At 46.0% G+C, this 14,194-nt stretch carries 10 protein-coding genes and 2 tRNA genes; 7 read left to right on the forward strand and 5 right to left on the reverse strand.

All coding sequences use genetic code 11. The features are described from left to right. Positions 1–78 precede the first annotated feature (78 nt). Together vmeF and KJB05_RS12950 are read right to left on the reverse strand one after the other, a co-directional pair. Positions 79–3,192, reverse strand: coding sequence for a multidrug efflux RND transporter permease subunit VmeF (vmeF, locus tag KJB05_RS12945; RefSeq protein ID WP_041054832.1), 3,114 nt, complete (start codon positions 3,190–3,192; stop codon positions 79–81). Further along, positions 3,192–4,289, reverse strand: a complete 1,098-nt coding sequence (locus KJB05_RS12950; RefSeq protein WP_027726604.1) for an efflux RND transporter periplasmic adaptor subunit — start codon at positions 4,287–4,289, stop codon at positions 3,192–3,194. The genes vmeF and KJB05_RS12950 overlap by 1 nt, the downstream gene beginning before the upstream one ends. A gap of 282 nt (positions 4,290–4,571) precedes the next feature. Between KJB05_RS12950 and KJB05_RS12955 the strand changes: the two genes are divergently transcribed. The 3 genes from KJB05_RS12955 (at position 4,572) to KJB05_RS12965 (ending at position 6,622) form a co-directional block, all read left to right on the forward strand. After that, positions 4,572–4,656 (forward strand) — tRNA-Tyr (locus KJB05_RS12955). Between the two features lie 85 nt (positions 4,657–4,741). After that, a tRNA-Tyr gene (locus KJB05_RS12960) sits at positions 4,742–4,826 on the forward strand. 458 nt (positions 4,827–5,284) lie between these two features. Next, positions 5,285–6,622: an IS4 family transposase gene (locus tag KJB05_RS12965; protein ID WP_213053080.1), complete on the forward strand. Its 1,338-nt coding sequence runs from the start codon at positions 5,285–5,287 to the stop codon at positions 6,620–6,622. Between the two features lie 57 nt (positions 6,623–6,679). On the opposite strand, the gene KJB05_RS12970 is transcribed toward KJB05_RS12965, so the two are convergent. Further along, on the reverse strand, positions 6,680–7,555 hold the full coding sequence (locus KJB05_RS12970; protein WP_009707155.1) for a TIM44-like domain-containing protein: 876 nt from the start codon (positions 7,553–7,555) through the stop codon (positions 6,680–6,682). Between the two features lie 256 nt (positions 7,556–7,811). On the opposite strand from KJB05_RS12970, the gene KJB05_RS12975 reads away from it, so the two are divergent. The 3 genes from KJB05_RS12975 (at position 7,812) to KJB05_RS12985 (ending at position 11,357) form a co-directional block, all read left to right on the forward strand. Beyond that, positions 7,812–8,402: a TetR-like C-terminal domain-containing protein gene (locus KJB05_RS12975; protein WP_208445879.1), complete on the forward strand. Its 591-nt coding sequence runs from the start codon at positions 7,812–7,814 to the stop codon at positions 8,400–8,402. A 13-nt stretch (positions 8,403–8,415) separates the two neighbouring features. After that, positions 8,416–10,290 (forward strand): MFS transporter, encoded by a 1,875-nt coding sequence (locus KJB05_RS12980; RefSeq protein WP_208445880.1) that lies wholly within the window; start codon positions 8,416–8,418, stop codon positions 10,288–10,290. 161 nt (positions 10,291–10,451) lie between these two features. Continuing rightward, complete coding sequence (locus KJB05_RS12985) at positions 10,452–11,357, forward strand: putative sulfate exporter family transporter (protein WP_038893312.1); 906 nt, start codon at positions 10,452–10,454, stop codon at positions 11,355–11,357. Here the strand turns inward: KJB05_RS12985 and KJB05_RS12990 are convergent. Both KJB05_RS12990 and KJB05_RS12995 read right to left on the reverse strand, forming a co-directional pair. Further along, positions 11,343–11,543 carry a hypothetical protein gene (locus tag KJB05_RS12990; RefSeq protein ID WP_180825662.1) on the reverse strand — a complete coding sequence of 67 codons (201 nt, stop codon included), beginning with the start codon at positions 11,541–11,543 and terminating at the stop codon, positions 11,343–11,345. The genes KJB05_RS12985 and KJB05_RS12990 overlap by 15 nt on opposite strands. Positions 11,544–11,674: 131 nt before the next feature. Further along, on the reverse strand, positions 11,675–12,556 hold the full coding sequence (locus KJB05_RS12995; RefSeq protein WP_005437566.1) for a LysR substrate-binding domain-containing protein: 882 nt from the start codon (positions 12,554–12,556) through the stop codon (positions 11,675–11,677). Positions 12,557–12,712: 156 nt separating this feature from the next. Between KJB05_RS12995 and nagE the strand changes: the two genes are divergently transcribed. Further along, positions 12,713–14,167 (forward strand): N-acetylglucosamine-specific PTS transporter subunit IIBC, encoded by a 1,455-nt coding sequence (gene nagE, locus KJB05_RS13000; RefSeq protein ID WP_208445881.1) that lies wholly within the window; start codon positions 12,713–12,715, stop codon positions 14,165–14,167. The last annotated feature ends 27 nt before the right edge of the window (positions 14,168–14,194 follow it).

A 14,194-nucleotide genomic window follows, 5' to 3' on the forward strand; every position in this document is an offset into this window, starting at 1 on the left:
AAATAGTTAGAATAAAAATACAAAAAAAACCGAGCAAATGTTGCTCGGCTTTTAATTTCAGCATCTTACAGAGATCACTTATGGATGTGCAATACGTCCTTTTGTATCGTGGCTTAGCGCTTTATTAAGCTCAGCTTCAACATGGCCAGGTGAGCGCGTCTTCGCAGAGATTAAACGGTACATCGCAGGGATAACGAACAGGGTAACTAATGTCGCGAAGCCCATGCCGAAGAAGATGACCGTACCTACTGCCACGCGGCTTTCATAGCCCGCGCCTGTTGACATGATCAGTGGAATCGCACCAGCCAACGTCGTGAATGCCGTCATCATGATTGGACGTAGACGACGTGCTGCCGCATCAGTGATCGCTTTTTCAAACTCGATACCACGGTCACGTAACTGGTTAGCAAACTCAACGATCAAGATACCGTTCTTGGTTACCATACCGATCAACATGATCATGCCGATCTGACTGTAGATGTTCATTCCTTGGCTCATCACGACTAAACCGAGGAAGCCACCAAATACACCCATAGGTACAGTGAACATCACCACCAGCGGGTTAACGAAGCTTTCGAACTGCGCTGCGAGTACTAAGTACGCCACCAAAAGAGCCAATGCGAACACGACCGCTACGCTAGCTTGGTTCTCTTTAAAGTCTTTTGACTCGCCAGAGTAGCTCACTGAAATATCACCCGGTAGGCTATCAATCGCTTCTTGATCTAGGAAATCGAGTGCATCCCCTAAGGTATAACCTTCAGATAAGTTGGCAGTAATGGTGATCGACTTTTGCTTGTTGTAGTGAGACAAACGAATCGACGCCGCGACTTCTTCAATCTTGGTCACCGTGTCCAATGTCACCAACTCACCACTTGTGGTTCGCAAGTAAATTTGGCTTAGGTCTGCCGCGTTATTGAAGCTGTTCTCATCACCACGTAAGTAAACGTCATATTCTTCACCACGGTCGATGTAAGTCGTTTCACTCTTACCACCAAGCATGATTTCCAGTGTTTCAGAGATGTCTTGTACACTCACGCCAAGTTCAGCTGCACGGCGCTTATCTACTGACACCAACAGCTCAGGTGTTTTCTCGGAGTAGTCGATCTCCGCACCTTCCATCATTGGTGATTCTTCGGCCTTGTTCTTAAGCATTTCTGCCCAGACCAAAAGCTCATCATAGTCCGATCCACCAAGCACAAACTGAACTGGCTCACTCGATCCACCGCGGAAACCTGGCATGAATGGGAACACACGAACGTCAGGAATACCTGCCAGTGACTTACGCACTTCATTCAACGCTTCTTGCGCGGTAACGTCACGTTCGTTCCAATCGTCCAAAATCATGATAACGAAACCCGTTTGGTCACCTGCTTGGCCACCGAATGCTGGTGTTTGGATACTGAACGACTTCAAAAAGCCTTGGCCCAACAACGGCATTAAACGGTCTTCTACGATGTCCATGTTTGCCGACATACGGTTGTATGACGTTGCATCTGCACCACGTACAAAGGCAAAGATAACACCACGGTCTTCTTGCGGAGTTAACTGTGCAGGTACTTGATTCATCAAGCCATAGCTGCCGCCCATACACGCAAGGATAACCAAAGGCGCAGCCCAACGAACTTTCAAGGCGCCGCGCAACGCTTTGCGGTAACCCGCTTCCAACTTGGCGAACAGTTTATCAACCGCTCGATTAAATCGGTTTGGTTTCACATTCGCTTTTAGAATCTGACTGCCTAGAACAGGAGTCAGTGTCAGAGCAATCAATGAAGAGAAGATCACCGACATTGCCAGCAATACGGAGAACTCGGTAAACAGCAAGCCTACCATGCCATCCATAAAGGAAATCGGTAGGAATACCATCACAAGAACAAGCGTTGTTGCGATAACCGCAAAGCCTACTTCTCGCGTACCTTTATAAGCCGCCAGTAATGGTGATTCACCACGCTCAATATGGTGGAAGATGTTTTCTACTACTACGATGGCATCGTCCACAACCAGACCGATAGACAGGATCAGTGCCATCAAAGTAATCAGGTTGATAGAGAAGCCAAAGTAGTAAGCTGCAATGAACGAGGAAATCAGTGAAACGGGTACGGTCACCGCCGGAATCAGGGTCGCACGCGCCTGACCGATAAAGATGTACAGAACCAGAATTACCAAGCCACCCGTAATAAAGAGAGTGCTGTAAACCTCGTCAATCGAACGCTCGATAAAAACGGTAGCGTCATAATCGATCGCGAGACGAGTCCCGTCAGGCAGGAACTTCTGAATCTTATCCACTTCGGAGCGAACAGCTTGTGCCACTTCTAGCGGGTTTGCATCAGACTGAGGCACCACACCTAAGCTGATGTTAACCACACCATCACTCTTAAACGTCGAGTTCTCGTTTTCTGCGCCAATGAACACGTCCGCCACATCTTTTAGATAGATAGGCGTGTTATCACTTGCACGTTTCACGACAAGGTATTGGAAGTCTTCTGGCGTGTTGTAAGTACGCGCAGTTCGCACCGACATTACGGTTGAGTCGTTACGTACTTCACCACCCGGGCTTTCTAAGTTTTCACTTCGCAGAGCGGCTGTAATGTCAGATGCTGTAACCGAGCGACCCGCCATCAGGTCTGGTTTGAGCTTCACATACATTACTTTGTAAAGGCCACCAGACAAGTCGATAGAACTTACACCAGAGATCAGACTGAAACGGTCCATCAGAACACGTTCGGCGTAGTCTGTTAGCTGGGTTCGGTCCATTTCAGACGAGCTAAGGTTAATATAGAGGGAAGCTTCACCCGAACCGTTGTTCTTAAAGACCACAGGGTCGTCGGCTTCGTCCGGTAATGAACGCTGAGCACGAGCTACCGCATCACGAACATCACTTACGCCCGTATTAAGGTCATAACCCAATTCAAAGGTGATGGTGATACGCGACATGCTGTTTCGAGTTGTGGAACTGATTTCATCAATACCACTGATACCCGAAAGTTGGTCTTCCAATACTGAAGTAATTTGGCTTTCAATGATGGTTGCAGAAGCGCCTTCGTAACGAGTGCTGATCGATACAACTGGGCTTTCGATGTCTGGCATTTCACGTACCGCTAGCTTAGTAAACGACACAAAGCCGAATACACACAGCAGCATGCTTAATACCAACGCCGCAACGGGGCGCTTTACGGAAACGTCAGAAAGTAACATTAGTTCGCTTCCTTAGCCGCTTCGTCTTGCGTGCCCTGCTCACCACTTGCCTTAGCAGTTTTCGCTTTTCCTGGAGCAACGATCTCTTTAACTTCAACGCCATCGCGCATGTTCACAATGCCTTGCACGACGATCTTGTCACCGATCTCTACACCAGATTCAATCACTACTTCATTATCAACACGAGCACCCAAGAACACTTCTTGACGCTTCGCTTTGTTGTCTTCATCAATAACGTACACGAAACGCTTAGTACCTGAGTATTCCAGCGCTTGAACTGGGATAATAGGCGCTTCAATTGCAGGGAACGCCAACGAAGCATTCATCAGCATGCCCGGCTTGAGATGATTTTCTGGATTGTCGAATTCAATACGAATACGTAGATTCAAAGTCTCTGCACTGATGCGAGTATCGATGCCTGTTACTTTTCCGACGAAATCAACACCGTTCCAAGCACTGGTCGTCGCGTGAACTTCCATACCGACAGACAGCATCGACAGGTAACGCTCTGGTACTTGCAGATCCAACTCCATGACAGAAAGGTCATCCAGAGTCAGTAGCTCAGAACCCGCGCTCACCATTTTTCCTCGGCTGAAATCGATGAAACCAACGGTGCCGGCAAAAGGTGCACTGATATTTAGGTCCGCTAAGTTGGCTTTTGATGCATCAAGACGTGCTTCGGCAATCTCTACGCTCGCTTTTTGTGCATCGATTTCTGTTTGAGTGATGGCGTTACGTTTAACCAAACGCTGAAACTCTTTTAACTTACGTTGCTCATCTTTTAGGTAAGCTTTTGCCTCTACTAATGCCGCTTGCGCTTTATCGTCATTTAATAGGATAAGAAGTTGGTCTTGTTGAACGTTTTGGTTGGCTTTTACGGCGATCTCTTTCACCTTGCCAGCAACCTCAGAAGCAACAACAACCGATTGGGCAGCTTCAAGCTTGCCGATCAGTGACAAAGACTGGTTGATTTGATGCGTCTCTACTTGCTCAGTTACCACCGTAACTGTTGATGGACCACGTTTGGCTGCAAAAGCGGCTGGTGATGCCATTAAAATAGAAAGCGTTAAAACAGATAAAGTGGCTCTCATACTCATAATTTTGACTACTAATCAGATAAACTTATGTCATTAAACTGAATACAGTTTATCAGTTGATACGACGCCTAACGTCAAGTAGTGTAAATTCAAGTAAAAAGTCAGTTTCTCTTTTGTATAAACGACATACAAAACGCTGACTTTCTACCATCTTTGCCCAAAAAGGCAGCATTCAACGTAAAAACGTAAGAAAAACGCTTTACAGCCTGAGCGAGTTTGCTATGATGCGCTCCGCACTTGAGAGATGTGTTGGGAAAACAATCTTAAGTATAAAAATACCCTGGAGGGGTTCCCGAGTGGCCAAAGGGAGCAGACTGTAAATCTGCCGGCACTGCCTTCGATGGTTCGAATCCGTCCCCCTCCACCATATTCTTTCTTATGTTTTTCCTTTGAACATGAGAACAACTTGGAAGCTAGGTTGGGAAACTAACTTTTAAGTATAAAAACACCCTGGAGGGGTTCCCGAGTGGCCAAAGGGAGCAGACTGTAAATCTGCCGGCACTGCCTTCGATGGTTCGAATCCGTCCCCCTCCACCATATTGAAAAAGCCAGCTCATTGAGCTGGCTTTTTTCGTTCTATAACTACCGCTTTTCAATGACGCACCTAACTATCTGGATAAACCTAGCCTCACTCACAGCGCGATTCTTAGTGGTCTTTCGTTAAGTAGTACGACACCTAGGTGCTTTTAACTAGATCTGCTTGAGAGGGAATCCAAGTGTCAGTTGGTTTATTTAGGTCAATGGAATCAAGCCATTGATCACCTCCGTCAGTTCTATCTTCACTATTCCCTACTGTCCCGCTCATCGTTTCCCCTATACCTACCCTATTTAGTTCGACTTCAATCACTCACCATTAGCTTGATACGTTTAGATTCTGTGATCTAAGGGCATAAAAAATCCCGCTCGAGAGCGCAATGTAGATCAGATAAGGATCGGTTGACCGATCCTTCTGCTGAGAGATAATCGGAAGCCTGTTTCTAGGCTTCCGATTTTTTATGTCTATCCAAAACTGTTTTGCCGATTTCCTCGAAGAAAATCCTGTTGATGTAGCTCAACTCACCACTTTCTCTGAACATATCCCAGATGAATGGGTTGTTAAGGCAGCTAGTCTTTCTGATAAGGCGACTATTCGCCGACGTCGGCTACCAAGTGACATGGTCTTGTGGTTAATTGTCGGCATGGCCTTCTTCCGTAATGAACCTATTGCCGAAGTTGCACGAAGAATGAATGTCTGTGCGGATGGCTTAGCCGATGAAGAGTTATTAGCAAAAAGTGCTTTAACTCAGGCAAGACAACGTTTAGGTAGAGCTGCACCAGAGTGGTTGTTTAAACAATGTGGGCGGACGTGGGGTCTTGAACGATACCGTGATGATACGTGGCAAGGATTACAAGTTTTTGCTGTAGACGGTGCTCTTTTTCGAACCGCAGATACCCCCGAACTTAGAGAGCACTTTGGCTCGGGTAATACCTCCAGCAACAGACAGACACCGCATCCAGTGCTAAGAGTTGTGACTATCATGAATGTCCGCTCTCATGTCATCGTTGACGCCGCTATAAGCCCCTATCGGCGTGGTGAAATCCCGCTTGCTATGCCCTTCATCGACTCCTTGCCAGATAACTCTGTGACGTTACTGGATAAAGGGTTTTACGGTGCAGACTTACTTCTCTCTCTTCAAAATAGCGGTATCAATAGGCATTGGTTGATACCAGCAAGGAAGGGGCTGAAATACACACTTCTAGATGAAGAAGAAAGTAATGACATGCTCATAGAAATGAAAGTCTCTCCGCAAGCTCGCAAAAAGAACCCTAGCTTACCTGAGAAATGGCAAGTCAGAGCGGTGACCTACGAAGTACAAGGTAAGCAGAAAACCGTTTTTACCTCCCTTCCTAGAACAAACTACGACGCGAAGGCAGTAGCCAAACTCTACCACGAGCGTTGGGAAATCGAATTGGGTTATCGTGATATCAAAAGCTCAATGCAACACAATACCTTAGTATTACGCAGCAAAACAGTAGACCTTGTTTATCAAGAACTCTGGGGGCTGTTGCTTGGTTATAACTTAGTAAGACGTGAAGCGAGTCAGGCCGCGGTTGAGCATGGAAGAATGCCGAATGAAATTAGCTTTAAATATGCTTGTCAGTTTATAGCGAGCCAACTGAAGGTGATGAGTAAAGCGATATCGCCAGGCAATACACCTAAGCGTTTAAAGAGTCTCAGGGGAGATATATCCATCCTCTTTATAGACAAACGCCCTAAGCCTAATCGGCCTAGGGCGGTAAAAATATCAAAGACCCGATATCCTGTTAATCGCAAAGCAACTCCGCTTAAGTGAACTACATTGCGCTCGAGAGCGGGATTTTAATAAGACTAAATTGAACGCTGTTGGTGATTAACCTTGAATACCAACAATCAACCAAGGTGCGTTTGGTACCGTTAGGTCACGTTCTAAGTGCCAGATATCTTCGATGTCTTCTTCGATACCTTCTTCTGCATCACGGTAACGACCGCTAAATTGCAGGCTAAGCTGTGCTTTGTTCGCATCGTAGTCAGCACGAACAATTTCCGCATCTACATACATCACATCAGTATGTTGCTCGCCATCTAGCTTCGCACGTTCTGCTTTCAGATCTTCGAACAGGCTTGGTGAAACGTACTCTTCAATTGTATGAAGTTGGTTGTGGTTCCACGCGCCTTGCAGGATTCGGTAGTGCTCACGAGAGCCGTTGATGAATGCCGCTTGGTCAAAACCCGGTGGGTAGTTATGCGGGATATCAGTTTGTGCACCGAAACCACCAAAACCACCTGCATTTGTGTTGTTAGGCTGCTGTTCAAAGTTCTGCATGTTTGGTTGCTCGAACTTAGAAGCGTTACCACCAAATGCTGGCTGCTGACGATGCTGATTCATACTGCCCTGCTTAGCACCAAGCATGCCGCGCATCAGCTTGAAGATAACAAACGCAATCAAACCAATGATCAGGATATCCATAAACTGGATACCTTCGAATGCACCACCAAAGAATGCTGCCAATAGACCACCAGCAAGAAGACCACCAAGTAAGCCGCCCATCAAGCCTTTCTTGCTTGAAGATTTAGCACCTTGTTCTTTACCAATGGTGTTTGTGTTTTGTTGCTGCTGTTTAGGAGCAGGAGCCGTTTTATAGCTCTTACCGAACGACTTACCACCACCAAACTTCTTCGCTTCCGCGATAGGCGTTACAGCAACGGTAAACATCAGTAGGGCGACAATCGAAAATAAACGTTTCATCGTTATCCTTAAAATTGACGATAAGTACTTAATCATGCTGCCAGATAACAAGATGAACAAGCATCCAATATCAGTAGCACGCTAAATATGAGATGTGACCATCATACTCCGTCAGATTCAACAATGAAACATTCCACAATAGAAGACATGTATCAGAATATTGCCAAGCAATAGGTTTATGACTTGTTTGCGTTATTGACGGTCAATCGGTAGCTGACTATCATATTGAACGTTGTTCAATAAGTAGTTTTAAATTATGGCGCGCAGAAACGATCACACCAGAGAAGAGTTGGTCAACTTGACTCTTTCCACAGTCAAAGACTTTTTAGACGAAAACTCTTACCACGACCTTAGCCTTCGCAAGATCGCTAACATGATAGGTTACGTGCCAAGTACGCTAGTTAATATCTTTGGTAACTACAACCTACTGCTTTTACATGCCGTTGCACAAACATTGGATGAGTTGCAACAAGAAGCCGTAGCCGCGACGAAAAACAGTAAGGATGCTCATCAATCACTTTTTGAACTGGCATACTGCTACCACGACTTCGCGCAAAAGCACCCATACCGCTGGCAACTTGTGTTCGAGCACAACATGAATGGTGCCGAGCTACCAGAGTGGCACGCAAAACGCATCGACGGTATGACTGGCATGCTAGAATCCTTACTTGCTCAAATCGCACCGCACCGTACTGAATCTGAAGTACTTCAAGCGAGTCGCCTATTGTGGTCAGGTGTACATGGAATCACGCTTCTTAGCGTTGATGATAAGTTTTTCTCTAGTGAACCTATTGATGGTAAAGAGCTTATTGATAACCTGATTTCAAACTATCTGATCAGCTGGTAATAAAGGATTATTCATGTCATCAGACAGCCAGTCGTCTTTGCTTAGGCAGCGAAAGTTCCTCCCCTATTTTGTCACCCAGTTTTTCGGAGCTTTCAACGACAACATATTCAAAAACGTACTGCTGCTGTTTGTGGCCTTTGCTGGGTCCAGCGCATTACCGATATCTAGCAACCTGTTTATTAACTTGGCTGCTGGTTTATTTATTCTGCCTTTCTTCTTGTTCTCGGCGTCTGCGGGCGTATTAGCTGATAAATACGAGAAGTCTTGGTTTATTCGTAAGGTAAAGCTTTTCGAAATCGGCATCATGCTTTTAGGAGCGATTGGCTTTATCACCGAAAGCTACGGCGTGTTGCTCTTGCTGCTTTTCTTGATGGGAACGCAATCCGCATTCTTTGGTCCCGTCAAATACGCTCTACTTCCTCAACAACTCAATGAAAAAGAGTTGGTTCCTGGCAACGCATTGGTCGAAGCCGGTACTTTTATTGCAATTCTGGTCGGTACGCTTGGCGCGGGGCTTATTGCTTCGGCCGACAATGCGAAATATCTTGCTGCCTTCTGCGTCGTTATCTTTGCTGTTCTTGGTTACTTGTCGAGTCGTTTTATTCCATTTGCATCAGCAAGCGCACCGGACATTCAATTCAAATGGCAGCCTTACAAGCAAACCAAACACACACTCTCTATTGCCAAGTCTGACCGCATCGTTTTCCAATGCATCATGGCAATCAGTTGGTTCTGGTTCTTGGGTGCAGCATACCTGACTCAGTTCCCGAACTTCACTAAGGTGTATTTGAATGGCACCGAAAGCGCAGTTTCCTTCCTATTAGCGCTCTTCTCTGTGGGGATTGCGGTTGGCTCAATGGCATGTAACTGGCTGTCCAATCATCGCATTGAAGTGGGTATCGTACCGATTGGCGCTTTAGGGATAACCATTTTCGGCTTCTTGATGGCGACATCGATTCCAACGGACTTACCTCGATTCCATACATTCGCAGAATTCGTCAGCTATGACGCTTTCTGGCCACTGTTCTTCTATCTATTGATGATTGGTATTTCGGGTGGTTTGTTTATCGTTCCCCTTTACGCCTTAATGCAACACAGAGCGAAAGAAACGGAACGTGCACAAGTGATTGCTGGCTTGAACATCTTTAACTCTCTGTTCATGGTAGGCAGCGCTGTATTAGGCATTGTTTGTTTGAGTGTGCTTGAGATGAGCATTCCTCAACTGTTCGCTCTTTTGGCTATCCTGAATTTCTTGGTTGCCGCATACATCTTCCTGCAGATCCCTATCTTTGTGGTGCGCTTTGCGATGTGGGTGGTCACTCACACCATTTACCGTGTCAAACATAAGAACCTACATCACCTTCCAGAACACGGTGGTGCGTTGATCGTCTGCAACCATGTCAGCTATATGGACTCACTACTGTTAAGTGCGGTCTGTCCTCGCCTGATTCGATTTGTGATGGAAGAAGACTACGCAAACCTCCCTCCTTTGCGCCGTTTCCTTCGTCGAGCTGGAGTAATCCCTATTTCAGCAAGTAATCGAACGTCTATTCGTCGTGCATTTAATGATGTTGAAAAAGCACTGAGTGAAGGCCATATCGTGTGCATCTTCCCGGAAGGGCGTTTAACGTCAGATGGTGAAATGAACGAGTTTATGCGTGGTATCGACATCATACTTCGTCGCAGCCCTGTTCCAGTGATTCCAATCGCCCTAAAAGGCTTGTGGGGCAGCTATTTCAGCCGAGCAAAAGGTCGTGCTTGTAAAGGATTACCAACTCGCTTCTGGTCTAAACTAGAAATTGAAGCAGGAACGCCTGTCGATCCAAAGCAAGCAACGTCACAAGTGATGTTTGAAAAAGTGAAAGCACTGCGCGGCGAGTGGCGCTAAACTCAAACCAGTTAATTTGAGAATGTTGAACATACGTTTAGTTTTACTGAACGCATGTTCAATTCATTAAGACTTTCTGACCAAAAGCGTTACTGTATACTCCACGCTTTAACTCATAACAACGAACGACACCCTTGAATACAAAGAATATCCCCTTTGGATTGGCACTGCTGTTTTGTTTAACCCCTTTTGTGTCCTCTCCTATCGCGCTTGTGATCGGTTTTCTTTTGGCGAGTTTTAGCCTAGTACCGACAGAGCTTCCTATTGCTTCATTTACCAAGAAGCTGCTTTCTTATTCCATTATTGGTTTGGGCTTCGGGATTCACTTTGACCAAGCTCTTGCGGTCACTTCTGATGGCATCGGTCTGATCATCGCGACCATCCTTGGCACGCTTGTGATCGGCATGATGATCGCCAAAGCAATAAAACTCGAACGCACAACGGCGTATTTGATTGCTTCTGGTACCGCCATTTGTGGTGGTAGCGCGATTGCTGCGGTCGCTCCAGCGATCAAAGCCAAAGACGAACAAATCGGTCTTGCACTTGCAACGGTTTTCGTTCTGAACTCACTTGCGCTGTTCATCTTCCCTGTAATTGGTCACGCTATTGGCTTGGATCAGCATACGTTCGGAACGTGGGCTGCGATTGCAATTCACGATACCTCTTCCGTTGTGGGTGCTGCATCTGCTTACGGTGAAGAAGCATTGACTACCGCAACAACATTGAAGCTTGCTCGCGCATTGTGGATCATTCCTGTCGCACTAGTGAGTGCTGTGATTTTTTCTCGCGGTAATGGAGAGGAAGGCAAGAGTAAGTTAGTGATTCCTTACTTCATTTTCTGGTACTGCGCTGCGATTGCATTCAGCGACTTCTTCCCGCAATTTGAAGTGGTATATCAAGGCATTTTTGCTATTGCTAAGCAAGCGCTTGTGGTGTGTCTGTTCTTGATTGGTTGCAGCATTTCAGTATCGAAGCTGAAGTCGGCAGGCGCTAAACCATTGTTGTTTGGTGTCACATTGTGGGTACTAATTTCTACTACGTCTTTAGGCTGGTTACTTCTCAGCTAAACCTTGATTGATTTTCTGAGGCTGGGTTGGCTCGACTTTTCGTGTGCTTTGGCTTTTGTGTACCAACACTAATGCGATCGCGACCAGAAAAGCAGTTAACTCAGCCAATGAGCGCGTTAAACCCTCCGTACTCATCGCCACACCAATTTGTAGCAACACCGCTGCCGCTAACACTAACTTGATCATCCTGAACCTTATGCTTTATTCCTTCATCTTTGAGCATGATTATGATTCAGAGTTATAAGGATGCGAAATTCCCTTTCTGACTAACACATAGCAAAATTGACTATGTTACCGCAAACCACCCTTCATTAACTTTATCTCAACTGACTTTCTAACCAGCGCATAAAGGTTCGGACTTTAGGACGATTTTGGGCACCTTCAATACACAACATGTCATAGCACTGCGGCGTCGACATTGTTGGATACGGTGCAACCAGCTTCCCACTCTCTATGTCTTCCTTCACGAACTGGTATCGTCCCATAGCAACACCGACGGAGGATTTTGCCGCAACCAATTCAAATCCGAGTTGGCTAACGGTGTAATGATGACGATAAATATCGATATCAACCTTGTGTTCTCTACTCCAACGCTCCCAAACATCCGAACCGATAGAGTGAATAAAGTTAATCCGCGTCAGACTCTCCAACCCATCTTCAAATAACTTAAGTCGTTTAGCATACTCAGGTGTACAAATAGGGATGTACTTCTCGCCAAACAGACGGATGCGATGGGTATCTTTCATATCATCCACACCATAGTAAATGGCAACATCAATATCATGTAAATGCAGATCTTTTGGCTCATCGGACACCAGTAACCTCACGTTAAAACCCGGATATTTCGCATGAAAGTCCGCAAGCTTTGGCACTAGCCAACCAGTAGCAAAGCCAGGTGAAGTCGCGAGCGTGATTTCTCCCTGTAAATCTGAAGTGGTGATCTCTTCGATTTCACTGAAAATAGCATTAAGCGATTGTGACAACGTTGCATGAAAACGGTGTCCCTCTTCCGTCAACTCCAACTTACGCGTGCCACGGGCAAACAAGCTAAAGCCTAATTCTTTCTCTAACGTTTTAATCCGATGACTTACGGCTCCTTGAGTCAAAAACAGCTCTTTTGCTGTCAAAGTGAAGCTCAGTGTTTTTGCCGCCACATTAAATGTATGCAGATTTCTAAGCAGTAACTGTTGATTTGCCATGATCGACCATGCATTAAAAATATTAATTTATGATAGTAGTGAATTCGTTTGTTTGCGTCGATAATTAAGTTTCAAATAGCGCTTAGAAACTTAATAAAAACGCCACTTTCAAACATAGATCATGTTTTAGGTGGTATTAAAATTATAGGGGCAAATATGAATATACTCGGCTACATGCAAAAAGTCGGTAAGGCATTAATGGTACCCGTAGCGACCTTACCCGCTGCGGCAATCTTGATGGGGATTGGCTACTGGATAGACCCGGTCGGCTGGGGTTCTGAAAGTGTTTTAGCGGCATTTCTCATTAAATCAGGCGGTGCAATCATCGACAACATGGCGGTACTATTCGCCGTTGGTGTCGCATTTGGATTAAGCAAAGATAAAAATGGCTCAGCAGCTCTCTCTGGGTTTATCTGCTTTATGGTACTGACGACGCTACTGGCGCCGGGTGCCGTCACACAGCTGATGGATGTCGCTGCGGATGAAGTGCCCGCGGCATTCAACAAAATCAACAACCAGTTCATCGGTATCTTGGTGGGTATTATCTCCGCTGAAATCTACAACCGTTACTCAGGTGTCGAACTACCAAAAGCACTGGCGTTCTTTAGCGGCAAACGCCTAGTACCTATTCTCACTTCTATCGCAGGTATGGCGCTGGCTTTTGTTCTGCTTTACGTATGGCCTGTGATTTACGATGCATTGATTGTTTTCGGAACCAAACTTGAATCCATGGGTGCGGTTGGCGCGGGTTTATTTGGCTTCTTTAACCGTCTAATGCTAACTATCGGCATGCACCACGCGCTTTACCCTGTCTTCTGGTTTGATGTGGTTGGCATCAACGACATTCCAAACTTCTTAGGCGGCGCGCAGTCTATTGCTAATGGCACAGCTGTAGTCGGCCAAACGGGTATGTACCAAGCAGGTTTCTTCCCAATCATGATGTTTGGTCTGCCGGGCGCTGCGCTTGCGATTTATCACTGCGCTGACAAGCAAAACAAAGCCAAAGTGTTCTCAATCATGTTGGCTGCGGCAATGGCGTCCTTCTTCACTGGTATCACAGAGCCTCTAGAGTTCAGTTTTATGTTCCTAGCGCCAGTGCTGTACCTGATTCACGCTGTGCTGACTGGTATCTCAATGTACATTGCGGCAAGCATGCAGTGGATGGCGGGCTTTGGTTTCTCAGCTGGTTTCGTTGACTTCGTGCTATCAAGCCAAAACCCACTAGCAACCAAATGGTACATGCTGATCCCACAAGGTTTAGTCTTCTTTGCGATTTACTACAGCGTATTCCGCTTTGCGATCATCAAGTTCAACTTGCGTACGCCGGGTCGTGGTGAGGACATGGAAAAAGAAGTCACTGAGAATATTGGCGAGCTAGCAAAAGATTACATCGCCGCAATTGGCGGTGCAGACAACATCCTAGAAGTGGACAACTGTATTACTCGACTTCGTTTAACCGTAAAAGACTCATCCCTAGCTGACGAAGCTAAGCTTAAACAATTGGGTGCTGCTGGCGTAGTAATGATTGGTAAAGGCGGCTTACAAGTGATTATCGGTCTAGGAAAAGTAGATAAGGTAGCTGAGCAGATGAAACTCGCGCTCGCTAACTAAAGAATTGTGGTGACTCACCATCACCAC

It is taken from the genome of Vibrio sp. B1ASS3 (genome assembly GCF_905175355.1).
Classification (GTDB): Bacteria; Pseudomonadota; Gammaproteobacteria; order Enterobacterales; family Vibrionaceae; genus Vibrio; species Vibrio owensii.